Genomic DNA, 25,888 nt, shown 5'->3' with positions numbered 1-25,888 from the left:
GATGCTATATTCGCACTTGTAGCTTTTTATATAGCTAGCGAATCATCCTATTTGGAGGTTTTTATCAATATATGTGGAAACAACTACTCGTAACCGTCGGTACAGGCGTCCTGATTTTTTCAGGGACTTCAGCCGTATCGGCGGATCAACTTACCCCGCAAGACCTCGTCAAGGCGACGAAATCGCTTCAACAGACCGAACAGCGGCTTCATACCTCGAAACAATCGGTCGCGAAAGCCAAACGCCGCGCTGAAGCGGTTGAAGCAAAAAAGAACGCGATTCAAAAGAAGATTGATCGTGCCAACGCGCAACTCGCGTCATACGAGACGGCGCTGAATCCCGAGACGGATGATCCATCCCTGTTCAAACAAGTGCTATCGACTGTTCTTCCGAGCGCGAAAGCGGAAGCGGCGGCATCTGAAAAGACCGAGGCTGACTTGAAAGAGAAACAAGCGGCGACGACTCAGTCGTTAGAAAAATTAGAGAACGAACAAGCCAAAGTGGGCGCAGAGCACAAGAAGGCCCGCTCGACCCATTCAGCCGCCTACAAGCAATTGAAACATCGGGCCGCCGAGTTGAAAGATTTGAAACGACAAATGGCAGCGTTGGCGCCTGAGAAGTTCATGATGCCGGCGACCGGTCGTCTGTCACAAGGCTATGGCGCTGCGAGCGGACAGTTCGGGTACACGTTCCATAACGGACTCGATATCGCCGCGAACGTCGGCACACCGATTTACGCGGCCGCGGCCGGAACGGTCACCGACGTCAAGTCAGGTGGTCCTTACGGCAAGCACGTCTTCATCGAGCACGAAATCGATGGTCAGAAATGGACCACGGTCTACGCGCACATGCATAAAATCGAAGTGAAAAAAGGACAGGCGTTGCTTCAAGGCGAAGCCATCGGCCAAATCGGCAACACCGGCAACTCGTCAGGTCCTCACCTCCATTTCGAAGTGCATAAAGGCGAATATGCCTATTCATCCAGTTCGGCCGGAAACACGGTCAACCCGATGGACGTCGCCGAAGTACTCGGTGGCGCGACGCCCATTAAAGCTACTTATTGACGCAACGAAATTTCGTTGCGTCATTTTTTGTGTCATTTCTTCAAGCCTGCTCATCATGTGTCGTTCGCAGTTCGAACAGCTTTTGAAACGCCTCGTCGCGGTCGAACGTGCTGAACCAGCGGAAGTCGTCGTGGTCGAGAATCCGGTAATGTTGACTGACCATATTCTGTTGAATTCGATATTTCCCTTGGTGCTCGATCGTCGTCCACCAGACGTGTCCGCCCAACGTCTTCGTCGCCAACGTTGGATCGGTATGCGCGACGAGGCGAATGAACTCGATCGGTTGATCCCCAATCAACGAATGGAGATAAGAGCTTTGATTGAACAAGGCGCAGATGGCGACGGTCGTCGTCCAGTTCGCGTTCAGGCGTCGCTTCTCGATTTGAATCAATGTCTTTTTTGAGATACCGACGAGCGTACAGAGTTCTTCTTGGGATAATCCTTGTTCCGTCCGAATCAGTTTGAGTTTGCTGGAAATCAGCTCAGAAAACGTTTCTTTTGTATGCATAAATTCTCCTAAGATGTATTTTTACACATCGTATCATGTGGCTTGAAAACAGGGAAGATATAGGATGGGGAAAACAGCTGTTTATGGTCATGAAAAAGCGGAAGGAGATGGACTCCTTCCGCTCACGCAATGGCCTACGTTATTCTCGTGTCGGGTCGTGATTGCCTTCGCTATCAGCAATCGTATCCGAACTCCCGAAATCCTCGACTTGGCTGAACGCGTCGGTGCTTTGGCCAGGCTCGTCCGTCCCATCGAGCTGTTTGCGGGCGGCTGTCTCGGACGGGTTGAGCACGTCTTCTTCGACCGGGCGTTCACGGTCGGTCTGATGCTCGTCTTCTTCTTGTTCACGCGCATGCTTGATGCAGAGTGTCGCTTCCGGGATTACCTCTAGGCGGTCCAACTCGATGTCTTCCCCGCACACCTCACACTTTCCATACGTGCCTTTCTCGATGGCGAGCAGTGCCTTGTCCACATCGCTCAAAAAATCTTCATCGAGTTCCGTGAGCGCTTGGTCACGTTCACGCAAAAAGAGCTCTTCCCCGGAATCGGCCGGGTGATTATCATAGTGCGACAGTTCCCCTTCGTCATATACCTCTTCCCGATTTTCCATATATCCTTCGGTCTTCGCTTTTTCTTTTAATAGACGCTCCTTGAACGTATCGATCTGCTTCTGTGTCAACATACGGTTCACTCTCCAGTTCTGTTTTCATTAGTATTAGCATTTCCCATTTTGAGTCGTGACAAACCTTCCCGTCGGCGGGGTCCGTTTCTAAACGATTCGGAAAACGGGTATGATGACAGAGAAGGAACGAATTAGCCGAAGGAGGAATTAGGACGATGAGAAAAGTAGAAGTCATCCCATATGACCCGATATGGGCGACGAAATTCGAAGAAGAGGCGGCCAAGCTCCAGCGATTGTTCGAAGACGAACTCGTCGCGATTCATCACATTGGTAGTACGTCGGTCCCCGGGCTCGACGCGAAGCCGATTATCGATATCATGCCGGTCGTTCGGTAAATCGAGCGAATCGACGACTGGGTCGGTCATATGGAAGCGCTCGGTTATCGGAGTTTTGGTGAACACGGCATCCCGAGACGCCGTTTCTTTGCGAAAGGCGAGGAGGTTCGGACTTTCCACGTCCACATGTTCGAGGACGGGGATGACGGCGTCATCCGGCATCTCGCCTTTCGTGACTACTTGGTCACATTCCCGGACGTGCGGGACGAGTACGCGTCGCTCAAGCAGCAGTTGGCGAGCCAACATCCGGACGATATCGAAAGTTACATCCAAGGGAAACAAGACTGGGTATCGGCGACGGAGCGGGCGGCTACAATATGGTATGGATCCAGAAAACAAATTTGAAACCTTTTTCCATTTCCCCTCGTAAAGAATGGTAATTATTTTAAGGGGGGAACGGAATGAAACAATTTCTTGGCAAGTGTATCGAGTACGCGTTCGTCGCCGTCGTGTTCGTTGGTTTGTTTTTCGGACTGCGTTACGGAGTCAGTCACTTCGTCTTAACAGCCGAGGAGTCTTATTTCTATGTCTTTCTCGGCACCGCGTTTATCCTCTTTCCGGCCTCGCTATTCGTAGGTTATTGGCTGGCCCGTCCCATTCAGCGCCGTTTGAGCGGAAGAGAGACGGTCAGTTCGAACCACACGTTGCGCGGCTATGAAAAACCGCACGGGGTCACTGAGACACGAGATTATGGGAACGAGGGATCGGGGCCGTTATGATGCAGTTGAGACGAACCGACGATGCGAGCTTGATTGCGACGTTGAATCGTCCCATCCATGAACATCATCTTCAGTTGGCGCCGTCCTTCTTTGCATCTTACGATCACGCGGCGATGGAAGCGGCGTTTTCGGAGATGATGGCGCGAAACGATTATCATTTCTTCACGGCAGAGGTCGACGGGGACACAGTTGGCTACGTCTGTTTTCAAGAGCGGGTAAGTGAGGCGAACGCATTTCGGCAAGCAGTGCGCACGCTGTACGTGCATCAAATCAGTATTAACCCGGAAGCGAAGCGAAAAGGGTATGGACGTTTGGTTATGGAAGAAGTGGAACGCTATGCCATCGCGCACGGAGTTCCCTCAATCGAACTGGATTATTGGTCGTTGAACGAAGCGGCTGCGGCTTTTTATGAACAGGTCGGATTCCGACCGAAACGTCAAGTCGTCGTAAAGCAGCTGTAGAACGGAGAGACCGGCCATGGCCCGGCGGATCACCTTGTTCATCGTGTTGACGTTTAGTCTGTCATGGTCGTGTTGGGTGTGAACATCTGGCTTGTCCGCACGACGGGCATCTCGTCTTGGCGCGCCGCTATGATGCGCAATTTTTGAAAGTGGAATGAGGAGGATTTGATGGAGACAGTCATTTTAGTCATCGGTGTCATCGGGACGATTTCGCTCATGTTATTCATGTCGAACCAATGGTTGGGTTATGGCAAAGGCAACATCGTCATGACGCTAGACGAGCATTATACGAATTTGAATGAGTATGTGCCGGCAATCCTGACGAAACTGTATGAGGACGGGAAGTCGGCCCATTATCTCGGCGACCGGAAGTTTGAAGTGGACGGGAAACGCTACGTCCTCGTCGAGCGGACCGTCCCGATTGGTCGGGTTCCGACACAACAGACGGTGCTCATGCCGGACAAACAATAAGCCGCGCCTCAGGCGCGGCTTATTTTATTTGACGGCCGGGGGACCGAACACACCGGCGTGATAGTCGCGGAACGCTTGGCGAATCTCATCCTCGGTGTTCATGACGAACGGGCCGTGAGCGATATAGTCTTCTCGAATCGGTTTGCCTGAATAGACAAGCAGTTTCGTGCGTGACGTTGCTTTTATGCGGAGTCCGCTCTCACCCTCGGCCGTCTCGTCGAACGTGAGCGTCGCTACGTGCGTCTTCTCGAGCGGTGTCGCGGACGTCCCGAGTTCGACCGAACCGGCGAGCATATAGACGAAGGCGTTATGATTCACGGGGATGACGTGCTCATAGACTTCACCTTCCTTTAAGCTGACTTCACTCATTGTGATCGGGACAAGGCTGTCCATCGGGCCTGTCGCACCGCCGACCTCACCCGAATAGACACGGACTTGTCCACCGTCGATTGGCACGACCGGGGCGTCTTCGACGTACACGTTTTGATAAGACGTCGTCGTCGTTTTGAGCGCTTTCGGTAAATTGAGCCACAGTTGCAGCGTATGAATCAAGTCGTCGTCGACGGCCTCCTCGGCGTGTCGGGCCGCCCAGCCCGCGTTCATGTACTGGACGTCTCCGGCATCTAAAATCGAATGGCCGCCATGGTTGTCGATATGTTCGAGTCGCCCGTCAATGACGTAGGTGATCGTTTGGAAACCGCGATGCGGGTGGTCCGAGAACGTGCCGCGTTTGAACCAGTCCTCGGCCATCAAGATGAACGGGTCGAACTCGTTTTTTCGCTCAGGGGGCAAGACCCAACCTTGTTGTACGTGTGGATATCCAGGTTGCTTATAAGCGACGGGCCAATGTGTGGCGACGTCGCGCTCGAATCGTTTCGTCATCAAATTCTCTCCTTTGCATCGTTTGCTGTCATTGTCGCATAGCGACCAATGGATGCTTTCTGATTTTGCCTAGAAAACGTGCAAAGACAGACCGGTTCATACCGGTCTGTCTTTAGGAAAGGGGTTAGCCCTGTTGCTTATTGAATAAGTCGTGCCAACGTTCGGCATCGGCGCGGAGCAGTTTGAAGTGTGACCCTGTCAACGTATTCGTCAAAAAGACATCGTCTCCGTTATAGCTGATATCGAACGTCTGCGCACAAATACCCTCGAAAACGGTCAAATAGGGAGTCGGGGCCGGGGTCCCGGCCGTGGCGACAGCTTTCGAACGATCGATCGCTTGGAACACGAATTGGACGGCCTCGGCATTGGCGTGATGCAAGAACGATGCGTCCTTGGATTCCGTTCCGAGCAGCGCCAAGTCATGTGTCACGACATGCCGGCGGTGGGCAAATTGTTGGCGCATCTTCGTTTTCAACCGATCGCCGCGAAGCAACGTTTCTTCTCGATAGGTGATTGAGACGACTTGTTTATGCGGTTTCCCGTCACGGATGAATGAAAAGCTGAACAAAGGATAGCGCTCATTCGGGATGAGTGTCGTCGGGAGCGTGCTCGCTTGACGAGCGCCAAGCATGCGGTCGAACCTCGCGTCTTTCGGTCGAAGCACATCCCCATATAAGGTTTGATCAGATGACAAATGAAGCCCGTATTGTTTTGTATCTTGAGACACCTCGGTACCTAAGGCGAGGGAGAGGAAAGGTTGGCGCGATGCTTCGTTAATCGGCAACGTGACCGTCTCATATGTTTCCGGGGATTCGAACGTGAATTCGAAAGAGCCATTGAACGGCATCGTCACGTGAACGAGCGTCTGCTCGAGCCCGCTCCGTTTCGGATATGGCTCGTTGCCGACGGGTTTAGTCATTTCCTCTGTGAAATGGATCCGTTCGTGCGGTTGGGCGTTTCGCAGTTTTGACGTCGCTGAAGACGGAACAGCGTGGTCACGATACGCAATGAGACTGTTCGGCAATGTGTCGATTTGTTTCATGTACGTGATCGTCTCGGCTTGGCATTGAACGTAGGCTTGATTGTCCACTTCAAAAAAAGTGGCGGTCGGAAAGACATCGGTCGAGGATGTCGTGATCAGCGGTTGGGTCAATGTGACCGTCCCGATCAAGTGACGTTCTCCGTCAGGAATACGGGATAGCGCGTCCTCTGGATAACAAGCATCGAGGACGTTCGTCCGATCGGACTCGGTCATCTCGATTTGTTGTCCTGATGGCAGGGTAGCGCGACCTTGATAGTACTCTGGAGCTGTATGTAAACGAAAGGCATGTTCTTCTTCACATCCAAAAAGGACGAACAACATGGCGAGCGTACAAAGAATCAAGTACTTTTTCACGGGGGTGCACTCCTTTGATGATTAACTTTCATCATTTTAGCACCATTTTTTTGTGACTTTAGTCTTAAGAAAATTAATGTGTTTTTTTAAAAAAAAATCAAAAAACCCGCTCAACTTGAACTGAGCGGGCTTGTTTTACACTTATGGATATGAAATGGAATTTCACTCTTGTGAACATGTCGATTTTTGACGAATGAACCGTTGAATGGCCACGTTCTTGAAAATGATGAAACTATTTAAAAAATCAAGGATGGAACCAATCAGGGTTTATTTGTTTATTTTTACCTTCAATCGACGTCGCGGCCGCGAGCTGCCTTCAAAATTTCGAACCATTCTTCACGGGTGAGCTCGATATCGAGCGCGCCGACGGCGGTCTTGACTCGGTCAATTTTCCCAGATCCGACGATCGGCATGATCTTGGCAGGGTGTTTCAAAAGCCATGCGTAAACGACTGCATCGATACCGCTCGCTTCGTGGCGGTCACTGATGTCTTCGAGTTTCTCGCGAAGCGGCGCATACTGTGACTCGGTGAATAGTTGACCGCCGGCGAGCGGGCTCCACGCCATGAGCGGCATCCGCTTCTCGTGGCATAGGTCGACAGAACCATCTTCGAAGTGTTTCAGTTGCATCGGTGAAAGTTCGAGCTGATTCGTCACGAGTTGGAACGGTAAGCGTGACTGGAGCAACTGTTGGGTTGCCGGTACGTGGTTCGAGACACCGAACGTCCGGACTTTTCCACTGCGTTGTAACGTAATGAATGCCTCAGCGACTTCGTCCGGGTCCATAAGCGGATCGGGACGATGGATCAACAGCGTGTCAATCTGGTCAATGGCGAGCTCTTTGAGTGAACGCTCGGCTTGACGGATGATATGCTCTTTCGTCGTATCATAATGATTGATTGTTTGGCCTGGGTTGAAAGAACCTGTCAGTTTAATGCCAGTCTTCGTCACGATCTCGATTTGATCGCGAAGTGAAGGATTGAGGCGAAGTGCTTCCCCGAATAGTCCTTCACATGTATAGCCGCCGTATATATCGGCGTGGTCGAACGTCGTGATTCCGAGTTCGATACATTGCTCGATGAACGTGAGACGTTCCTGCGGGCTCATATCCCATTCAGCGAGACGCCACATGCCGTGGATGATCCGTGAGAATGATAAGTCTTCTGTCAGTTCGATACGTTGCATGATTGATTCCTCCTCATTGTCTGTCGCTTTCATTATAGAGATAGTCGGGGGATGCGTCACTTATTGGGCGTATCGGACGGACGCGGACCGAGTCAAATGAAAGTGATTTCAGTTATGATAGGAAAGAGATGAATCGAAAAAGAGGAGTGCTCTATGAATCATTATGAACAATATGCGGGCGTCACGTTTGAGCGACACGGGCAAGACACGCGTGTGACCGCCTATCATCCTGACCTCGAACTGCACGGGATCGGGCGCAGTGCTGCCGTGTTCCGCATAAAATCTACACGACTCGTCATTAAAGTGTTTTTCCCTGGCTATACGCACATCGCGGCCGAGGAAGCCGTGATCTATCGGAAGCTCGAGGGATTGCCACAATTCCCGGGTCTGTACGAAGCGGGTCCGAACTATATCGTCATCGACTATATCGAAGGGAAGACACTGTTTGAATGTTTGATTGAAGGCATTTGGATCGACCCCGCGTACATCAAGCAAGTCGATGAGGCGCTCATAGCGGCCCGGCGACTCGGCTTGACCCCGTCCGATGTCCATTTGCGCAACCTCATCCTCACGCCGGACGGCCGACTCTATTTGATTGACTTGGCGCGATTCCGACAAGGGCAACAAGTCGATCACCAATGGGAAGATTTGAAGCGGATGTATCGGCTCTATCGCCTCCGTTTCATGCCGAAGCGGTATTCGGAGCGCTGGTTGAACGGTGTCGCCTACCTATATCGTACATTCGTGAACGACCCGAGACGTTAGGCGACGGGCGTTTTTCTTTTGAAGATTAGGGAACAACAGTAACGTATTGTCGTTGTGTAGTCATTCAAAAGGAGGACGAATACATGGCTCATCGAATTTATGCGAACGAACTGGAAACGTTGCACGATTGCGTGGAGACGTGCAATTACTGTCTTGAATCTTGTCTCGAGGAACATGACGTGAAGATGATGGTCGACTGTATCCGACTCGATCGTGAGTGCGCTGCAATCTGTTCATTCCTCGCTGAGGCGATGACACGGGATTCGGCGTTCGTACCGGAACTGGCCCGGGCTTGTGCGGTCATCTGTAAGGCGTGTGCCCAAGAGTGTGAGAAACATAAGCACGAACATTGTCAGGAATGTGCGCGCGTCTGTTTCGAGTGCGCATCGATGTGTGACCGTTTGGCAGCCTAAGGTAAAAAAGTCAGTCGCAACGGCTGACTTTTTTTGTGGCAGCAAATCGTTACGTGTATTTTGAAATTGAGATAAGTATAATAAAGAAAACTTATAGAAAGTATGGTGTCCTCATGATTCGCAACTGCCGTCGAGACGACCTTCAAGCCGTTTTACATATTTACAATGACGCAATCGTCAACAGTACAGCTGTTTACCATTACGAGCCGGTGACGCTTCAAAATCGCGTCGCTTGGTACGAAGACAAAAAAGCGTCCGGGCTCCCGATCATCGTTTGGGAGGAAGGCGATGTCGTCATGGGCTTTGCCACGTTCGGCCCGTTCCGACCATGGCCGGCCTATCAGTATACGGTCGAGCACTCGGTGTACGTGCATCCCGGCTATCGGGGGAAAGGGATCGGGAATAAATTGCTCCGTGAAATCATCCGCATCGGTGAAGAACGGGAAGTGAAGACGATGATTGGTGGGATCGATGCCGCCAATGTCGCGAGCGTCAAAGCACATGAAAAATTAGGGTTCGTCCATTCAGGCACGATAAAAAAAGCCGGCTACAAGTTTGGCAAATGGCTGGACTTATCGTTTTATCAGCTTGATTTGAAAGGCCCCGAGACTCCGCAAGAAGGCTGACCGCTAGCTGTCGAACTTCTAAAATTGCGGTATACTGGGAACAGTGTATCGAATGGAGGAATCAGTATGACGGAACTACCGAATTGCCCAAAATGTCAGTCGACTTATGTGTATGAGGACGGGAGCTTGCTCGTCTGTCCGGAATGCGCCTACGAGTGGTCGCCGAGCGAGACAGCCGAGGCGGAAGCGGACGCGCAAATCAAAGATGCGAACGGAAATGTGCTCCAAGACGGAGACACGGTCACGGTCATCAAAGATTTGAAGGTGAAAGGGACGTCGCTCGTCGTCAAACAAGGCACGAAAGTGAAAGGCATCCGTCTCGTCGACGGGGACCATGACATCGACTGCAAGATTGACGGCTTCGGCGCGATGAAGCTCAAATCAGAATTCGTGAAGAAAGTCTAAAAAAAGCGTGTTGATCCGTTCGCGGACCAACACGCTTTTTTCTGTTTAAGAGAAAAATGGTTTGTATTCCCGGCGTTCGTGCATGACGGATACCCACTGGAGCGTCGTGAACTCCTCGAGCACCCACTCGCCGTTGAAACGACCAAGACCCGAATCTTTTTCCCCACCGAACGGCAAGTGCGGCTCGTCGTTCACCGATTGGTCGTTGACGTGAATCATCCCCGTCTCGACTTGGCGGGCGAACTCGGTCGCACGGTAAGTCGAACCGTGGACGGCACCGCTCAGTCCGTATGGCAACTCGTTCGAGAGTTTCAGCGCCTCGGCGTCGTCCTTGAACGACAGAATGACGGCGACCGGTCCGAAAATCTCATTTTTCGCGAGCGGCATGTCGTTCGTGACACCGCTCACGACAGTCGGCTCGAGCACGTTCCCGTCAGCGTTGCCGCCGACCTGGAGCGTCGCACCAGCGTCGACCGTCTGCTTGATTTGATCAAGGATGCGGTCGACTTGGTCGTGGTCGATGAGTGGACCGACTTGTGTGTCTGATTCGTTCGGGTTGCCGAACTTCAAGGCACGGACCCGATCAACGAATTTTTTGAGGAATTCATCGTGAATCGACTCGGCGACGAGGATTCGGTTCGTCGACATACAGATTTGCCCTTGGTGATAGAATTTCGAATAGACGGCCGATTCCACGGCACGGTCGATGTCGGCGTCGTCTAAGACGACGAAGACGTTATTCCCACCGAGTTCGAGCGCTGTCTTTTTCAACAGGCGTCCGGCCTTCTCGGCGATCCCTTTGCCGACCTCGGTCGAACCGGTGAACGAGATGAGTTTTGGCACCGGGTGCTCGACGATGGCGTCCCCAATCTCCGAACCGCGACCGACGACGATGTTCAAGACGCCTTTCGGAAGACCCGCTTCTTCAAATAGCGAGGCGAAGAGGAGACCTCCTGTGACCGGTGTCGCCGCCGCTGGTTTGACGACGACGGTATTCCCCGTCGAGAGGGCGGAGACGATTGAGCGGACCGCGAGGTGGAACGGGAAGTTCCATGGACTGATGACGCCGATGACGCCGAGCGGTTTCCGATAGACCCGGTTCTCTTTGTTCGGGACGATTGAAGGCTTGATGAGCCCGTCCATGCGGAACGGGAACGTCGCCGCTTCCTTGATGATCGCCATCGAGGCTAAAAATTCGCCTTCTGCTTTGATGCGCGTGCTGCCCGACTCTTTGACGAGCCAGTCGATGATGTCATCTTTATGCTGCAACGTCACTTCGGCGAACTTCTCAATCAAGGCCCGGCGATTTTGTGGCAGCATCGTCGCCCATTCGGTTTGTGCTTCTTTCGCAACGGCATAAGCCTTGTCGAGATCGGACTCGTCGGCCGAACGAATCGAGAACAATGTCTCGTCCGTGAACGGGTTGGTGTTATCGATCGATTTGTCGCTTGACCCTTCGACCCATTGGCCATCAATGTACATCTTTGTAAAATCGGTATGCATATTCAAACACTCCTTTATCTTTTTGCTTCACCTTAAGAAGTATTCACCTGATTTGAAAAAATAAACCTCTCGATGCGCAACTAACTTGTTTTACAAAGTAGTTGCAATTGGTAGTGCCTTCCATTACTATTATGTATAACAAGTTAGTTTAACGAAAGTGAGGTCACGCCATGGCGATGAGTCAAATGTTAAAAGGATTGCTCGAAGGTTGCCTGTTGGCCATCATCGATAAAGGAGAGACGTACGGATATGAGATGTCGGAGAAGTTGCAGACGTATGGCTTCACGATGGTGAGCGAGGGCAGTATTTACCCGGTCCTGTTACGGATGAAGAAAGAGGGGTGGGTCGAGACGGTCCAAAAGTCGTTGCCATCAGGGGGACCGAAACGAAAATATTACATTTTGACGGAGGCGGGACAGCAAGAGTTGCTCGCCTTCAAACAACGTTGGGCGGAAGTGTCAAGCGGTGTCGACCGCGTACTCGGAGAGGAGAATGAAGATGGAACTTTCAAAAAAGAGTCGTGATTTTTTGGATGACTTGGCGGTCTATCTCATGTCGAGCGGTAAGTCGGAAGGGGAAGTGAAAGACGTCGTCGAGGAGTTGAAAGATCACCTTGAGGAGGCGGAACGGGCAGGGAAAAGCGTGGACGATGTCATCGGCCAAAGTCCGAAAGCCTACATGCAGCATCTCGGTCGTGAGATGGCGTTCGATGGGAAAGGGTTTTTCAAAATCATCGCGATGATCATCCCGAACGTGTTTGCCTACATCATCATCGCTAATTTCATTCAAGGGGAGATGATGTTCTCGACAGTTCAATTGATCGGATTCCCGCTCGTCGCTGTCCTGTTCTTACTCGCCGCTTCACAAGCGTTCCGCAACATGTCGGTCCGCTCGAAAAAAAGTAAATTCAAAAACGGGATGATATACATTGCGCTCGCCGCGATGCCGATGACATTGTTCCTCGGGCTGATGGTGCTCGACATCTTCGTCGAGACCCCAACGATCGTGTTCGGCCCAACCGGTCAACTCGTGTTACTCGGCCTTGCCGTCGTCACGTTGCTCATCGTCTCGGTTTGGACGAAAACATGGATCAATCTGATCATCCCGATTCTTTTATTCGGGCCCCAATACGCGTTCGCCCAAACAAGCTTGCCGCTCGAACAACAATTGATTTACTCGATGCTGATTTTATTCGTTGGGATGGGGATTTTCTTGTTCGTGTGGTGGAAAAAGAACCAAAAGGGGCAAGTTTGATGTTGGCACGCTTCGGATTATTTCTCTTCTTGAGCCTACCTTTGGGCTATCTCATGGCCGCAGCCGACGATCAATGAGACAGGTTGTCCGAAAAAGCACTCACGTCTGCTTAGAGTGTAACGCGGCTGGGAATAGGCAACTGTACGCCTAAAAGAGAAAGAAGGGATTCCCGTTGCCAGTCAATCCGACGATTCAATTTTATTTAAACCAGTTTCAAAATCAGCTCTCGACCACATATGACCAATTGGATCCGTTCGAATTAAGACGACAAGAAGACGCAATGATGACCCGGTTTCAACATAAAGAGCACGTGCATGATGTCGAAGAGCGTCTGATCGCGCTCTCAGGCCGTTCGCTCCCGATTCGCATCTATCGGTCGGGTCGAACGATCGCGCCAGCACTCGTCTATTTTCATGGTGGCGGATATGTCACGGGCAGTCTCGACACCCATGACGCGATATGTCGGACGATCGCGAACGAGGCCGACTGCACCGTCATCTCGGTCGGCTACCGACTCGCTCCGGAGCATAAGTTTCCGACAGCCGTCTACGATAGCTATGAGGCGCTCGTTTGGATTGCGGATCACGCCTCGGAACTTGAAATCGATGCCGAGCGCATCGCCGTCGGCGGAGACAGTGCCGGCGGGACGCTCGCCACGGTCAGCGCCTTGATGGCGATTGAACGAGGTCGTCCCCTCGTCATGCATCAGCTGCTGTTTTACCCGGTTACCGGGACCGAGGAGAACTTGCCGTTGTCATTGATTGATTACGCGAACGGTTATTTGCTCGATGAAGGGCTCATCCGGTGGTTCCAGCAACAATATTTCCGTGATGAGTCGGAATTGATGCATCCGTACGCCTCGCCGATTTTTTCGGACCACTTAGGGGACCTTCCCCCGACGACGTTGTTGACGGCCGAATACGACCCGCTGCGCGACCTCGGACGCGCATACGCCAACAAATTGATTAGCCTCGGTGTCCCGGTGACGTATCACAATTACGGAGGACTCATCCACGGCTTCGTCAACTACTACGCATACGTTCCGGAAGCGCGACGAGCCGTCAAAGAAGCGGCGCAAGCGCTCGGACATGCCTTCCATACGCAAAAAACTCGCCCCTGAGGCGAGTTTTTTTATGCTTTCGATAAATAAGGGAAGCGACAACCTTCCGGGAAGAGTTGTCCTTCGTTCATGCGAATCATCCATTGGCCGTCGCGGGACGGACGTTGTTCCACACCGTCCAGATTGGGCGTGAATTTAAAGACGATTTCGGTGATGCCTTCAAAGGAGAGGCGAGCCACGACGTCACGCATATCGACAGGTCGCGGCGACAGCACGGCATACAAGTTTAAGCGCGAGCGCTCAATCATATAAATGACATGGACGTCATCGAAACGATACACGTCCTCGTTCATCCCTTGGTAGTAATGGAACATCCAAATATGCATGTCGTCCGTCGCATAGAGGCGTGGCGAAAACAGGAGCGACTCCAGCTTGAAACGACGCCACTGCTCGGCATCGACATCGACACGTTCGAGTGGGGAAGCCGATCCCGATACTGAAACGAATAGCTCCGGTTCAAGTTGGACGGAGAACCCCTGTTGCTCGTAAAACGGTTCAACCCCTTCGTCACAAGCCAAAAAATAAGGCAAGGCATCGGCGTCATGTTGCTTGAACACATGCTTGAAGATGCGGGTGGCGAGTCCTTGTCCTTGTCGATCCTCGTCGGTCATGACCGTCCCGATCTGATACGTCTCGCGAGCGGTTCCGTCAGCCACGATCGTCATCCGGCTCATCCCGACGTTCGAGATGACATTCCGATAAAACGTCAATGAGTAACAACGATAGCGGTCGGTCCATTCGCCGGCCATGTACCATTCACCAAAATCGATGCCGAACATCTCATCGGCCAAATAGAAAAATGACGCGAATTCTTCCCCTGAATACTCGAGATTGCTGATAGGTCGTTTAGCCATATGACTCACTCCTTGTTTTGAACTTCTCGGTCCGTTCCTGTACATTAGAGGCAGAGAGGGGTAATGCAGATTATGAAACGGTATGAAGCGATTTTATTCGATGTCGACGATACGTTGCTCGACTTTAAACAGAGCGAGCACGTCGCCTTGGAGCAGTTGCTCGCGGCACACAACGTTCGGATGACAGATGAATTGAAACAACAGTACGTGACGATCAATAACGGATTGTGGCGCGCGTTCGAGCGCGGCGAGGTCGGACGGGAAGACGTCTTAATGGGCCGACACACGCAACTGTTCGATACGCTCGGCATCACGATCGATGCACATGAAGTCGAACAGCGCTATCGCGACCATTTGCACAACGGGGTACACATCATCGATGGGGCACTCGAGCTCGTCCAAACGCTCAGTGAACAGTATCCGCTCTATATCGTCACGAACGGTGTGACGGAGACGCAGTTCAAGCGGCTCGAAGCGTCGGGACTGCTTCCTTATTTCAAGGACGTGTTCGTCTCGGATGCGACCGGATCGCAAAAGCCGATGACACCGTTCTTCGATTACGTGTTCGACCGCGTGCCGAACGTGGCACCGGAACGTGGACTCATCGTCGGTGACTCGCTGACGGCAGATATCGCCGGCGGACGCATGTATGGGCTCGACACGTGCTGGTACAACCCGCACGAGATTGCGGCGTCGGTCGAGACGACGTATGAAATTCAAGACTTGCACGAATTGAAGTCGATTCTATCAAGCTCAGCGATCGATAAAGTGGGGCGGTAGTGATTGCGGCAACGCATAGAGTGTCTCCGGGAAGAGTTTCAAGTCCCGGAGCGCGTCGAGCGGCTGCCAACGATAGATGAGGTGATCTCCTTCCGGTCCATGGAAGTCTCCATGCCGGAGCGGGAGGTCACCCGATACATAAAAGTACATGCCGATCTCATGGACGGTGCGCTCCAAATACGTGAAGAAATTTTCGGAGACGAAAGCGAACGTCGTTCCCGTCAGTGTCGCTTCGAGTTCTTCTTGCAGTTCACGCGTCAAGGCAAGCTCGGCCTCTTCGCCGATGCCGACACGACCGCCCGGTAACGCCCAAAAGTCATCGTTCACGTTCCGATGAACGAGCAAATGACCGTCCTGGACCCAGATGCCGGCGACGCGATAATTGAACGTGCCGTGCTCGGTCGGAAATACGATATCCATCTTCATCACTCCATTCCTTAAGCTACATCAAGTATACGCCAAGGAGGCAGGTCATGTTTCAATCAAATGAGAGTTATAAAGGCGAGGACTTCCGCGACGAGACGCTCCGTGACATCCAACTCACGCAGACGACGTTCGAGAACTGTCGCTTCACCTATATCGATGCGACCGAGTTCGAGACCGAACAGTGTCGTTTCATCAACTGTGACTTCACCGATTCGAAGTGGAACGCCTCGCGCCACAGCGGCAGCTCATTCCTGAATTGTCAGTTCAACGGGGCGAATCTGTTTTTGAGCGAGTTCGATCAGTGCAAGATGACGGGTTCGTCGTTCGATTCATGCACGTTTGAAGGGGTCGTCGTGCGTGAAGGAGATTGGTCGTTCGTCAATCTGCGTCACGCCCCGCTCCGGAAGATGGATTGGTCCGGTGTCCGGTTGACGGAGGCGGATTTATACGGTGCGGATTTGAAAGAATCACGCTGGACGAACGCCGTCTTGTCCCGCGCCGTGTTGCAACACGCGGATTGCACGGGGGCCGATTTTGTAGGGGCGGAGATGGATGGGGTCGATTTCTCGGACGTCATTCTGAAACAAGCGACGCTTGACGTCATGCAGGCCGTCCAAGTCGCCCGCTCGCTCGGGGCGAACGTCATATGACCAATGAGCAAGTGCTCGAGCACTTGACGGCCACGGCCGCGGAGCGGGAAGACGTCCGCGTCCTCGTCTTGAACGGGTCGCTCGTCAATCCGCACGTAAAACCAGACCGTTTTCAAGACGTCGATGTCACTTGTTTCGTCGAAGACGTGACCGCGTTCATCGAGGACCGCTCGTGGATGGCGCCGCTCGGGGACGTCTTGATTATGCAGACGCCGGACGAGGTGCCAGGAGGCGACGAATATGAGCGTTTCGCGTTTCTCGTCCAGTTTGCAGCCGGTCATCGCGTCGATTTGACCGTCCGTCCTATGCGTGACGTGCAGGAAGCGATTCACGCTGACTCACTCAGTCTCGTCCTCATTGATAAAGACGAGATTGCCGGTCAAACGATCCCATCTGATGACACGTACCGCATCAAACGACCGAGCCGATTCGACTATGAGCAGTGTTGGAACGAGTTTTGGTGGGTGTCGCTTTACGTCGTCAAAGGTATCAAGCGGGGTCAACTGTTATACGCATTCGACCATGTGACGATCATGCGAACGATGCTCCGGCAGATGCTTGCATGGGACGTCGGCTTTGCGACAAACTTTACGGCGAACGGAGGAAAGTCCGGGGATGGGCTTGAGAAGCATCTGGCCCCTGAAGTATGGAAGGCTTATCTTGATACATACACTTTGGTCGAAGTGACAGCGGTGGAAACGGCCCATGCGACGTTGGTGGAACAATTTGAACGTGTCAGTCGCCGCGTGGCCGACCAAGCCGGATATCCGTTTGCGGAGATGGAAGCCCGACGAATTCGTGACGCCTTTTCGACGCTTTGGTGTTCAAACGATTAGTTTTCGGTTGAGTCGGGAAAAGCCCCTCTATAGAAGGGGGAATGACGCTTGAATCCGTATACGACGTTCATCGCGCTCCTAGTGGGGAGTTTACTTTTATTTGTCGGCATCCGGACGAAAAAATGGCCGATTTTAGTCGTGGCCTTATTTCCGCTTGGACTTGTCGCCTTCAACATGTATTTGCTGATTACTGGACGTTAGAAGACTGTTTTCTTCAGTCTTCTTTTTTGTATATCGATTTTACAAAAAATGCTGTCGGCAACAAAATCCCGATGGCCGCTTCGAGCAAGGCGAACAACCGGGCCGGACCGATTGGCAGCAGGTCGCCGAATCCGATAGACAGCAACGTGACCCCGCTGAAGTAAAGCAGATTGCGCCAGTTCGGATCGACCGCGTTCATCGTCTCGAGTGACGTCACCAATATGACGCCATCGCGTGAGAGCGCGTAGTAAATCAAGGCAAACCCGATCATGACGCCGAATAGGCTGACGAACAAGTGGCTGAACAAGCGCATGTCGAAACCGGTCTGTCTATACGTTTGGCGTCGAAAAAAGGTAAACACGTTCAAGCCGACGAATAATAGGGCAATCGTCAATAAAATGGTATTCACGCCCATTTCTCCCTTCTGTGATAGTCTGTATTATGTTGTTTCCCTGATCGTTCACCGTCAAACGGACCGATTCACACCAAGACGGATTCATTCAACAAGGAGGTGTCCGAGTGCGACGATGTCTAGTGAGCGGCTTATTGTTCATCTTCTGTTTAGGAGGATGTACGACGAAAGAGCCGTTTGATTTTGATGAGATCCATTCCTATAAGATTTTTTATAACATGCCGACCGAGGCGATCATTGAAGACATGGCCCGATACGACCTCGTCATCATCGAACCGATTTGGTATACAACGGAACAGATTGAAGCGATTCGGTCGAACGGGACGAAAGTGCTCGGCTATATTAACGTGATGGAAGCAGATACGTGGAATCGTGCGCTCATCGGCCAAATGGACAAAGACGATTTCTTCTATCGGGACGGGGAACGCATCTATTTCCCGAAATGGGATTCGTATTTGACGGATATCAGCTCGTCCGACTTCCGTAAAATTTTAATCCGTGAAATTCAAAAACAAGTCATCAATAAACATCTGGACGGAATTTTCCTCGACACGGTCGGGGATATCGATGACGTCCACCTCGACTATCCGGACGACTTAGAAGAACAGTTGGCTGGGCTCGAGGCCTTTTTACAAGCGATTGAAAAGGCATACCCGGGCGTCCCCGTCGTCCAAAACTGGGGCATCGAGACGCTCGAACGAACGAGTGCGCCTTATGTGGAAGGCTTCATGTGGGAAGGCTTTAACTACACGGAAATCACGTCTGACTCTTGGTCGATGGAGATGCTCGATCGAATGAACGCGATTCAAGACGAATATGGAATCGCCGTCCTCACCGTCTCGGACCAAGAAGAGGCGACAAGTCGGGACATGGCCGAGGCGAACGGATTCATCCATTATCACGAACCAACTTATTACAATACGTGGGATTTTTAGGGGGTAATTAGGGGAAAGGAAGATAAGGGACTATGTATACCTGTCCGAGGGCAGGGGATCATCCCGCATTAAAACTGAAGAGATGTTATCCATGAGGAGGGGATTATCATTCTGTACGCTCAAGACCGTCCATGGCTCAAATGGGTCGAGATTCTTGTCGTGTTCGCACTATTGATCGGAATCGATTTATTCTTCAGCCTAGGCACGATTCAAAATGAACTGAACTTGTTTTATGTGGCCGCCATCCTGTTCGCGCTCAGGTATGGAACGATTTTCGGCTTAATCAGTTTCGGCATTTTGCTCCTCTATAAAGTGTTATACACCGGCTTAATGGGAGGAGACATCTTCCTGTTGTTCTACGATACAAACTCACTTCTTACACTGTTTTACTACTTCGCCATCACTGTCATCGTCGGGTTGTTCAGCACCTCATTTCGAGAGCGTTACGAAATCAGCCAGTTCCGCAACGAAGAACTGAAAGATGAAAACACGTATTTGAAAGAGACCGTCGATTTACTCAACACTTCGCAAACCACACTTCGTCAAAAACTACTTCAATCCGAGTACAGCTTGAACCAATTGTATGAACTGGCCGTATCGCTTGATTTGCCGCATCCAGAATTGATTCGGAGCGAGACGATTCGCCTATTGAAAAAAACGTTCCTCGCGAGTGACGTCGCCATCTACCACGTCGACCGTTCCCAGAAGTCGATGCGCCTCTTGATTCGCCAAACGGACAAGAAAGAGTTTCCACAAACGATTTTTCTCGATGAGGCGTCGAGTATGTTCAAACGGTTCTTCCAAGTGCAAGAGACGACGCTCCGTCAACTCGACGACGAGGACACGGACCCGATGTTGCTCGCACCGATCATCGTGGACGGGACGACCCGAGAAGTCGTCGTCATCAAACGGTTGCCGCTTCGGAAATTGACGACCGATGACTTGCACGTTCTCAACATCCTCTTCTCGTGGATTGGCACACGCATTCAAAATGCCGAGAACCTGATTCGTAAAGAGCAGCACGAGAAGATGCATAAAGGCACCTCGTTTTATAAGAAAACAGCGTTCACAGAACTCGTCGCCATCCAAGAACAAAAGAAGATTCACCATGGACAGCCGTATATCGTCCTCGAATATCCGCTCGGGTATGAGCCTGTCTCACTCGAGAGTATCGAGGCCATCGTCCATTCGTATTTACGGGAGATCGATGTCGTCGGGTATGACCCGGATGAGAACAAGCTGTTGCTCTTACTCCCAGGAACGAGTGAAGAACACCGTCAACGGATCTATGACCGGATCGAAGGGATTTTGATCCAGAAGGGAGTGTGACGGGATGGAGTCTACCATTCGTCTCGTATTGATCGGGATTTATGTCGTTCATGCACTGCTCGCCTTCGGATTATTGATCGTGTTGAAACGAAGAATGAAAGCGCCGGATTATGGCGTCGCGGTGGCGGCGCTCAGCTTCGGTCTGTTCTTACCGTTTCTGGCCGAACTTGCCGTCTATGCGGTGTATCGGCTTGCTGAACGGTTCGGTCGGAGCGGTCTGATTGAAGACTATGACGACTATATCGACTTCAAGGTCGTCAACTATGAACAAATTCGTCATGAAGCGAGCAGCAGCAGTCATCTGTTACCGCTCACCGACGCCATCAACTCGAAAGATCCGGCTATCCGCAAACACTCGATTTTGACGCACGTCAACCAGTCGATTGACCAGCAAGGCAAGTATTTGCAGATGGGACTTGAGAGCACGGACAGCGAGACTGTCCACTACGCCGCGGCGACAATGAACATCTTGATCGATCAATATGAACAAGAATTGAAACACGCCAAACGCGAATACGACTTAGGTAACCCAGACACGATTCGACGGCTTGCGACGATTTATAAACGCATGATCCATAGTGAGCTCATCACCGAGGTCATGTTGAAGGACAAGCGAGGTGCATGGCTGGAGGAATTATTGAAAGCGAAGACGCTCTATCCGCCTTCGCCCTGGATTTACGAAGACTTGAACGAGATTTATCTCACGTTAGAGCGCCCCAAAGAGCAATTGAACATTTTAAAAGAGTACGTCCATCATTTCCCGGAACGCATCGAGGCTCATCTGATGCTGATCAATTACTATTATGAGCGCGAACGTTGGAACGAAGTGAAGGCGGTCATGTTTATGATGCAGACCCAATTCTCACTGGAGGACGTACCGTATGAGTACCGACTGTTGTTTGAAGAATGGAGTGACACGACATCATGGAAAAACGAACTGTAATCTCCTTCTCGCTCTTCATCGTCTTATTTTTAGTCGTCGTCGGTGCGATTCAATACTTACGGATCCACTCGCTACACACGTTGTTGCCAAACGTCGCCGAGCAACAGATGAACATCGACCAGTTGAAGAGTGATGCCTCGGCAAAAGCGGGTGAGCATCAGCTACAAGTTTATCTCGTCCGGGATGAAGGTGATTTGGCGGTCGAAACGGCAAACAACCTGCTGTACGGTCTGCAGTATGCGAAACTTGATGTTCGCGAAGTGAACCCAGGCGCCGTCGGATCGATTGCGCCATCTCCATACACCATCATCATTTTCACGGGTGAAGATACGACAAGATGGCCGTTCGTGGAAATGAAACGTTATGTCGAACAAGGCGGGAACCTCGTCTTTGCGAATCGGTTTAAAGATCCGGCATGGAACGCGTTGACCGGCATCGAAGAAATCGGTGAGTACGTACCGGACGTGTATGGTCTAAATTTTGAAGAGACGATTTTCCCTGGGTATGTTGACTTGAACCCACCGGACGACTTATTTGTCCATAGTGTCGTCGATTTTGCGATTGCAGACGAGGCCAACGTCATGTTGTCGGCCGAAGGATTCCCGATTCTTTGGGAATACGGCGTCGGCGAAGGGAACGTCCTTTATTGGAATACGACAATCACCAACCAAAAGATGATCCGCGGTCTGTTCGTGCAGACGCTCGGCACGATGCCGCCGGCGTTCGTCACGGCACAAGCAGCGATCAAGCTCATGTACATCGATGATTTCCCGGCACCGGTCATGGACGGGAAAATGAAAGACGTGTCCGCGACCCCGCTCGATAAATCGGTCAAAGATTTCTTCGCCGAGGATTGGTGGGAAGATATGGTCGATTTGGCGAAAGACGACGATTTGATTTACACGGGTGCCATGATTGGGACGTATGAAGAGGAGATGGAGCTCGTCGACGAACAGTTGATCAAACGGGGTGAGTTCCCAATGCTCTACTTCGGTCGCAAATTGATCGCCCACGGTGGGGAAATCGGACTCCATGGCTATAACCACCAGTCGCTCGTCACGGCCGATGAACCGATTGACCCGACGTACGGGTACATCCCCTGGCAAGATAAAGACGAGATGAAACGGTCATTGCTTCAAGCCGAGTCCGTGTTTGAGAATTATTTCCCGGCTGAAACGCTCAAGTCATATGTCCCGCCGTCGAACGCGCTCAACCGCACTGGGGTCGATGCGATCGCCGAAGCGTTGCCAGAACTGCGCACGATTGCTTCGCTCTACACCGGGGAGCCGGAGAGCGGGGACTTCGTTCAAGAGTTCGAATTTGATGCGACGCATCCGAACTTGTACCATTTCCCGCGTGTGACAAGCGATTACGGGGAAGAGCGCGGATCGATTTTCCAAATGGTCGATGGAATCGCCAACTTCGGTGTGTTTTCCCACTTCATTCACCCGGATGATGTCATCGACCCCGACCGGGCCTTCGGTCGGGATTGGGATACGATGTTCGCGAGTCTTCGCAAAATCGTCCACGACGTGAAGGATCGATATCCGCACCTCGAGGCATATACGCAACACTATGCGACCGAAAAGATGATCACATACCAACAAGCTGATTTGAACGTCACGTTTGATGAGTCGACCGTCTATTTGGCCGGGGAAGGTCTCGTCAACCCCTCTCATTTCACGATTCGCCTCAAACCAGGCCAATCACTTGAGACGGGAGAGTTTGACTTTGGGACGGTCGAACAATGGGAAGCCGACCGTCCGCTCTACCTCGTCGAACTGACATCGGCGAACGCTGAAATCGCCATCAAGGGGGAAGCGCAATGAGAATCGGACTCGTATTAGAGGGCAGTTATCCATACGTGAGCGGAGGCGTCTCAAGTTGGACGCAGACGTTGATTGAGGCGATGCCCGAAGTGTCGTTTGAAATCATTTCGATTCAACCGACAGAGAAGCGTCCGGAAGAGATGAAATATGTGTTCCCACCGAACGTTTCAGGGATCACCCACTTGTATTTGAGCGACTTGGGTGAGCGGGCGAAAGGGCGATTAAAGTGGGGCGCTGAGGACGAACAGAACGTATCGGACTGGCTCATGTTGAAAAGTCCGAACCGGCAAGCGCTTCGTTTGCTTGGGAAAGAAGTGCCTTCAAGTCAGGCGTTTTTCGCAAGCGAGTTCTTTTGGAAAAATGTCAAGGCGGCCTACGCCGAGGAAATGAACGGAGGTTCGTTCATCGACTATTTCTGGATGTGGCAGAGTATGTACACTCCGATTTTACGGGTGCTCCATCAACCGCTCCCGAAAGTCGACCTCGTTCATTCCGTGTCAACGGGTTATGCCGGTGTGGTCGCGTCCTACATGAAAGAGACGCAAGGGATTCCGTTCATCTTGACGGAGCACGGCATCTACTCGCGGGAACGCGAAGAGGAGATTCTACAGTCGTATTGGATTCCAGCGCCGTATAAGCCGAGGTGGGTCCGTTTCTTTCACCATTTGTCGCGTGAGGCCTATAACGCGGCCGATGAGATCATCACCTTGTTCGAGCGGAACCGCGAATATCAGGAGTGGATTGGCGCCCCGAGCGAGAAGACGAAAATCATCGCCAACGGCATCGCCGATCGACAAATCCAGGCGACGGTCGACCGTCCGGAGCACGATCTCTTTCAAATCGGGGCCATCGTCCGCTTGGTGCCAATCAAAGATTTGAAGACGATGATTTACGCCGCCAAGATTTTGCAGGAGCGGCATCGTCTGTTCAAGCTGACGATCATGGGACCGCTCGATGAGGATGAGGAATATGCGGAAGAGTGCCGGTTGCTCATCGAACAGAGCGGGCTGACCGATTATGTCGAGCTCGCTGGAAAGGTTGATGTCCAAGCCTATTTGCCGAAGTTTGATTTACTTCTGTTGACGAGTATCTCGGAAGGTCAACCGCTCGCGATTCTTGAAGGCATGGCAGCCGGCATCCCGTGGGTCGCGACCGATGTCGGGGCTTGTTCCGAGCTCCTGTATGGACGAGAAGACGACCCGTTCGGTCCAGCCGGGTTTATCGTGCCCCCGGTTCATCCGGAAGCGGTCGCGGACAAGGTCGAGTGGATGATGGATTATCCGCAGGAGCGGATGCGTTTCGGTAAGAACGGGCGGGAGCGGGTCCGCCAATACTATCGTCTCCAACAAGTCGTGGACCGCTACAAAGCCATCTATGAAACGAGGAGGGAACAGTATGGCGGGCATCGGGTTTAAGCTGCAGAAGTTGTTCCAAGAAGACTACTATTCGTCCAGGTTGAAGGCGTACACGTTCTCGGGCCTCGTCACATCCGGACCGTGGTTGATCGTCATCTTGGTCGTCGGGACGATTCAATTGTTGGCGTTCCAAATGCCGACGTTATCGCTCGCCGAACGGACGCTTTTCATGATCTCGGTCTCGTACGCGTTCATCTTCTCGCAAATCTTGTTCAGCTTCCAACAGCTCGTCGTCACCCGATATGTGGCGGACTTGTTTTACGAGAAGAAAGCGCATGAGATTTTCCCGGTCTTCACCGGGATGCTCAAAGTGACGATCCTCGCCGCGACGATTCTGTATAGTATCTTTTGGCTATTGTCGCCGCTCGATTTTCTGTACAAACTGACGTTGTTCGTTTTATTCATGACGATCAATGTCATCTGGGTCATGTTCTTGTTCTTGAGTGCCGCCAAGTATTATCAAGCGGTGGCCTATAGCTTCTTGCTCGGCGGACTCATCTCGGTCGGGAGCGTCTATGCGATTAGCCGTCTCATGGTCAATCCGTCGAGTCTCGAGCTGTTGCTCGGTTTCACGGTCGGGATGATTGTGACGTTGTTCGGGTTGTTCTTCGCGATGCTCCGGACGTTCCCGCTCCGTTACGCGGTGAAAGAGTTCTCGTACTTCAAGTACTTCGACCGCTATCCAGACTTGTTCGCCATCGGCGTGTTGTACGTGCTCGGGATTTGGGTCACGAATTTCATCATCTGGTTCGGTGAAGGACGCGTCATCATCGCGGACTCGTTCTTGTTCAACCCGTATTATGACACGGCCATCTTTTGGTCGTACTTGACGATCATCCCGACGCAACTCCTGTTCGTCGTCGCCGTCGAGACTCGGTTTTATGAGCGCTATCGCACGTTTTATGGATTGATTAACTACGGCGGGGCGCTCCATCAAATCGAGAAAGCGAAACAGACGATGACGTCGGTGCTGAAAAATGAGTTGATTCGACTCGCGCGGAGCCAAGGCGTCGTGACGTTGTTCGCCATCCTCATAGCAGGCGTGTTCGTCAGTTGGATCGGCGTCCCGGATGAGATCGGTCAAATCTTTCGGATGACGACGCTCGCGGCGTTCGCGAACGCGATGATTCTCATCTTGACGTTGTTGTTGCTCTATTTCGAGGATCGACGCGGGGCATTATTCGTCAACATCTCGTTCTTCACGTTGAATGCGTTGTTCACGCTCTTGCTCTTGCCGCGCGGCATCGATTGGTACGGCGTCGGCTTTGCCGTCAGCACGACAATCACGTTCTTCTTGGCCGGCCTGCGTTTGATCTATTACATGGGCAAAGTCGATTATTACGTGTTCGCGGCCTCGAATCGACGCAAGCTCGGTACCGAACGGTTCTCCCAAATGGGGACGTTGTTGAACCGTCACTTCTCGCGATAAAGGGTTTTCAACAAAGATAAAGACTGATATGATGTGGTCGTAGACGACCGAATTTCATAAT

Annotated in this window: 30 protein-coding genes and 1 pseudogene; 22 read left to right on the top strand and 9 right to left on the bottom strand. The window is 51.9% G+C overall.

Features of this window, described 5'->3' with window-relative positions:
• The first annotated feature begins 71 nt into the window (after window positions 1-71).
• Window positions 72-1,064, top strand: a complete 993-nt coding sequence (locus tag KNP06_RS05790; RefSeq protein ID WP_214788133.1) for a M23 family metallopeptidase — start codon at window positions 72-74, stop codon at window positions 1,062-1,064.
• Window positions 1,065-1,104: 40 nt separating this feature from the next.
• On the opposite strand, the gene KNP06_RS05785 is transcribed toward KNP06_RS05790, so the two are convergent.
• Both KNP06_RS05785 and KNP06_RS05780 read right to left on the bottom strand, forming a co-directional pair.
• Complete coding sequence (locus tag KNP06_RS05785; RefSeq protein ID WP_214709170.1) at window positions 1,105-1,572, bottom strand: helix-turn-helix transcriptional regulator; 468 nt, start codon at window positions 1,570-1,572, stop codon at window positions 1,105-1,107.
• A gap of 139 nt (window positions 1,573-1,711) precedes the next feature.
• Window positions 1,712-2,254, bottom strand: coding sequence for a TraR/DksA C4-type zinc finger protein (locus tag KNP06_RS05780; protein WP_034779670.1), 543 nt, complete (start codon window positions 2,252-2,254; stop codon window positions 1,712-1,714).
• A 155-nt stretch (window positions 2,255-2,409) separates the two neighbouring features.
• Between KNP06_RS05780 and KNP06_RS05775 the strand changes: the two are divergent.
• The 4 genes and pseudogenes from KNP06_RS05775 (at window position 2,410) to KNP06_RS05760 (ending at window position 4,240) form a co-directional block, all read left to right on the top strand.
• Window positions 2,410-2,934, top strand: a pseudogene (locus KNP06_RS05775) (GrpB family protein).
• Window positions 2,935-2,990: 56 nt separating this feature from the next.
• Window positions 2,991-3,308: a hypothetical protein gene (locus tag KNP06_RS05770; protein WP_214709174.1), complete on the top strand. Its 318-nt coding sequence runs from the start codon at window positions 2,991-2,993 to the stop codon at window positions 3,306-3,308.
• The gene (locus KNP06_RS05765) at window positions 3,308-3,769 is read left to right on the top strand and encodes a GNAT family N-acetyltransferase (RefSeq protein ID WP_214788131.1); all 462 of its coding nucleotides are present in this window, start codon (window positions 3,308-3,310) and stop codon (window positions 3,767-3,769) included. Before KNP06_RS05770 ends, KNP06_RS05765 begins: the two co-directional genes overlap by 1 nt.
• Before the next feature lie 168 nt (window positions 3,770-3,937).
• Window positions 3,938-4,240 carry a hypothetical protein gene (locus tag KNP06_RS05760; RefSeq protein ID WP_034779662.1) on the top strand — a complete coding sequence of 101 codons (303 nt, stop codon included), beginning with the start codon at window positions 3,938-3,940 and terminating at the stop codon, window positions 4,238-4,240.
• A gap of 24 nt (window positions 4,241-4,264) precedes the next feature.
• Here KNP06_RS05760 and KNP06_RS05755 read toward each other — a convergent pair whose 3' ends face one another.
• From KNP06_RS05755 to KNP06_RS05745, 3 genes are all read right to left on the bottom strand, one after another.
• Window positions 4,265-5,122, bottom strand: coding sequence for a pirin family protein (locus tag KNP06_RS05755; protein ID WP_138858613.1), 858 nt, complete (start codon window positions 5,120-5,122; stop codon window positions 4,265-4,267).
• 124 nt (window positions 5,123-5,246) lie between these two features.
• On the bottom strand, window positions 5,247-6,518 hold the full coding sequence (locus tag KNP06_RS05750) for a hypothetical protein (protein WP_353048590.1): 1,272 nt from the start codon (window positions 6,516-6,518) through the stop codon (window positions 5,247-5,249).
• Window positions 6,519-6,805: 287 nt separating this feature from the next.
• Window positions 6,806-7,702, bottom strand: coding sequence for an aldo/keto reductase (locus KNP06_RS05745; RefSeq protein ID WP_034779659.1), 897 nt, complete (start codon window positions 7,700-7,702; stop codon window positions 6,806-6,808).
• Between the two features lie 153 nt (window positions 7,703-7,855).
• On the opposite strand from KNP06_RS05745, the gene KNP06_RS05740 reads away from it, so the two are divergent.
• The 4 genes from KNP06_RS05740 (at window position 7,856) to KNP06_RS05725 (ending at window position 9,911) form a co-directional block, all read left to right on the top strand.
• Window positions 7,856-8,467: a serine/threonine protein kinase gene (locus tag KNP06_RS05740; protein ID WP_034779656.1), complete on the top strand. Its 612-nt coding sequence runs from the start codon at window positions 7,856-7,858 to the stop codon at window positions 8,465-8,467.
• 83 nt (window positions 8,468-8,550) lie between these two features.
• A complete protein-coding gene (locus KNP06_RS05735; protein ID WP_214788128.1) occupies window positions 8,551-8,880 on the top strand; it encodes a four-helix bundle copper-binding protein in 330 nt (109 codons plus the stop codon).
• Between the two features lie 113 nt (window positions 8,881-8,993).
• Window positions 8,994-9,506, top strand: coding sequence for a GNAT family N-acetyltransferase (locus KNP06_RS05730; protein WP_214788125.1), 513 nt, complete (start codon window positions 8,994-8,996; stop codon window positions 9,504-9,506).
• Between the two features lie 66 nt (window positions 9,507-9,572).
• Window positions 9,573-9,911, top strand: a complete 339-nt coding sequence (locus tag KNP06_RS05725) for a zinc ribbon domain-containing protein YjdM (RefSeq protein WP_214788123.1) — start codon at window positions 9,573-9,575, stop codon at window positions 9,909-9,911.
• 45 nt (window positions 9,912-9,956) lie between these two features.
• Here KNP06_RS05725 and KNP06_RS05720 read toward each other — a convergent pair whose 3' ends face one another.
• Window positions 9,957-11,414 carry an aldehyde dehydrogenase family protein gene (locus KNP06_RS05720; RefSeq protein ID WP_214788121.1) on the bottom strand — a complete coding sequence of 486 codons (1,458 nt, stop codon included), beginning with the start codon at window positions 11,412-11,414 and terminating at the stop codon, window positions 9,957-9,959.
• A gap of 170 nt (window positions 11,415-11,584) precedes the next feature.
• On the opposite strand from KNP06_RS05720, the gene KNP06_RS05715 reads away from it, so the two are divergent.
• The 3 genes from KNP06_RS05715 (at window position 11,585) to KNP06_RS05705 (ending at window position 13,788) form a co-directional block, all read left to right on the top strand.
• Entirely contained in the window at window positions 11,585-11,938 is a 354-nt protein-coding gene (locus KNP06_RS05715; protein WP_214788119.1) for a PadR family transcriptional regulator, read from the top strand.
• Entirely contained in the window at window positions 11,913-12,668 is a 756-nt protein-coding gene (locus KNP06_RS05710) for an HAAS domain-containing protein (protein WP_214788117.1), read from the top strand. Before KNP06_RS05715 ends, KNP06_RS05710 begins: the two co-directional genes overlap by 26 nt.
• A gap of 172 nt (window positions 12,669-12,840) precedes the next feature.
• The gene (locus KNP06_RS05705) at window positions 12,841-13,788 is read left to right on the top strand and encodes an alpha/beta hydrolase (protein WP_214788115.1); all 948 of its coding nucleotides are present in this window, start codon (window positions 12,841-12,843) and stop codon (window positions 13,786-13,788) included.
• Window positions 13,789-13,799: 11 nt separating this feature from the next.
• Here the strand turns inward: KNP06_RS05705 and KNP06_RS05700 are convergent, their stop codons facing one another.
• Window positions 13,800-14,642, bottom strand: coding sequence for a GNAT family N-acetyltransferase (locus tag KNP06_RS05700; protein ID WP_214788113.1), 843 nt, complete (start codon window positions 14,640-14,642; stop codon window positions 13,800-13,802).
• A 72-nt stretch (window positions 14,643-14,714) separates the two neighbouring features.
• On the opposite strand from KNP06_RS05700, the gene KNP06_RS05695 reads away from it, so the two are divergent.
• The gene (locus tag KNP06_RS05695) at window positions 14,715-15,422 is read left to right on the top strand and encodes a YjjG family noncanonical pyrimidine nucleotidase (protein WP_214718978.1); all 708 of its coding nucleotides are present in this window, start codon (window positions 14,715-14,717) and stop codon (window positions 15,420-15,422) included.
• Here KNP06_RS05695 and KNP06_RS05690 read toward each other — a convergent pair.
• On the bottom strand, window positions 15,396-15,842 hold the full coding sequence (locus tag KNP06_RS05690; RefSeq protein WP_021065918.1) for an NUDIX hydrolase: 447 nt from the start codon (window positions 15,840-15,842) through the stop codon (window positions 15,396-15,398). The two genes, KNP06_RS05695 and KNP06_RS05690, sit on opposite strands and share 27 nt — an antisense overlap.
• A 53-nt stretch (window positions 15,843-15,895) precedes the next feature.
• On the opposite strand from KNP06_RS05690, the gene KNP06_RS05685 reads away from it, so the two are divergent.
• The 3 genes from KNP06_RS05685 to KNP06_RS05675 are packed head-to-tail and all read left to right on the top strand — an operon-like array spanning window position 15,896 to window position 17,535.
• On the top strand, window positions 15,896-16,498 hold the full coding sequence (locus KNP06_RS05685; protein ID WP_214788111.1) for a pentapeptide repeat-containing protein: 603 nt from the start codon (window positions 15,896-15,898) through the stop codon (window positions 16,496-16,498).
• Window positions 16,495-17,334, top strand: coding sequence for an aminoglycoside 6-adenylyltransferase (locus tag KNP06_RS05680; RefSeq protein ID WP_214788108.1), 840 nt, complete (start codon window positions 16,495-16,497; stop codon window positions 17,332-17,334). Before KNP06_RS05685 ends, KNP06_RS05680 begins: the two co-directional genes overlap by 4 nt.
• 48 nt (window positions 17,335-17,382) lie before the next feature.
• Window positions 17,383-17,535: a hypothetical protein gene (locus KNP06_RS05675; RefSeq protein ID WP_034779628.1), complete on the top strand. Its 153-nt coding sequence runs from the start codon at window positions 17,383-17,385 to the stop codon at window positions 17,533-17,535.
• Window positions 17,536-17,548: 13 nt separating this feature from the next.
• Here the strand turns inward: KNP06_RS05675 and KNP06_RS05670 are convergent, their stop codons facing one another.
• Window positions 17,549-17,950, bottom strand: coding sequence for an ion channel (locus tag KNP06_RS05670; protein ID WP_233004872.1), 402 nt, complete (start codon window positions 17,948-17,950; stop codon window positions 17,549-17,551).
• A gap of 104 nt (window positions 17,951-18,054) precedes the next feature.
• On the opposite strand from KNP06_RS05670, the gene KNP06_RS05665 reads away from it, so the two are divergent.
• The 6 genes from KNP06_RS05665 to pelG all read left to right on the top strand — a co-directional run bounded on the left by KNP06_RS05665 (window position 18,055) and on the right by pelG (window position 25,827).
• Window positions 18,055-18,882 carry a glycoside hydrolase family 191 protein gene (locus KNP06_RS05665; protein ID WP_308162277.1) on the top strand — a complete coding sequence of 276 codons (828 nt, stop codon included), beginning with the start codon at window positions 18,055-18,057 and terminating at the stop codon, window positions 18,880-18,882.
• Between the two features lie 159 nt (window positions 18,883-19,041).
• Window positions 19,042-20,211, top strand: coding sequence for a GAF domain-containing protein (locus KNP06_RS05660; protein WP_034779626.1), 1,170 nt, complete (start codon window positions 19,042-19,044; stop codon window positions 20,209-20,211).
• A 4-nt stretch (window positions 20,212-20,215) separates the two neighbouring features.
• Complete coding sequence (locus KNP06_RS05655; protein WP_214755981.1) at window positions 20,216-21,154, top strand: tetratricopeptide repeat protein; 939 nt, start codon at window positions 20,216-20,218, stop codon at window positions 21,152-21,154.
• Window positions 21,136-22,983, top strand: a complete 1,848-nt coding sequence (locus tag KNP06_RS05650; RefSeq protein ID WP_214788105.1) for a DUF2194 domain-containing protein — start codon at window positions 21,136-21,138, stop codon at window positions 22,981-22,983. The genes KNP06_RS05655 and KNP06_RS05650 overlap by 19 nt, the downstream gene beginning before the upstream one ends.
• On the top strand, window positions 22,980-24,398 hold the full coding sequence (pelF, locus tag KNP06_RS05645; protein WP_214764465.1) for a GT4 family glycosyltransferase PelF: 1,419 nt from the start codon (window positions 22,980-22,982) through the stop codon (window positions 24,396-24,398). The genes KNP06_RS05650 and pelF overlap by 4 nt, the downstream gene beginning before the upstream one ends.
• Window positions 24,379-25,827 (top strand): exopolysaccharide Pel transporter PelG, encoded by a 1,449-nt coding sequence (gene pelG, locus KNP06_RS05640; protein ID WP_214788102.1) that lies wholly within the window; start codon window positions 24,379-24,381, stop codon window positions 25,825-25,827. Before pelF ends, pelG begins: the two co-directional genes overlap by 20 nt.
• Window positions 25,828-25,888 lie beyond the last annotated feature (61 nt).

The organism is Exiguobacterium sp. s21 (assembly GCF_018617975.1).
Classification (GTDB): domain Bacteria; phylum Bacillota; class Bacilli; order Exiguobacteriales; family Exiguobacteriaceae; genus Exiguobacterium; species Exiguobacterium mexicanum_A.
The sequence above is the reverse complement of the archived record's forward strand: the minus strand, read 5'-3'. Positions and strand labels throughout refer to the sequence as shown.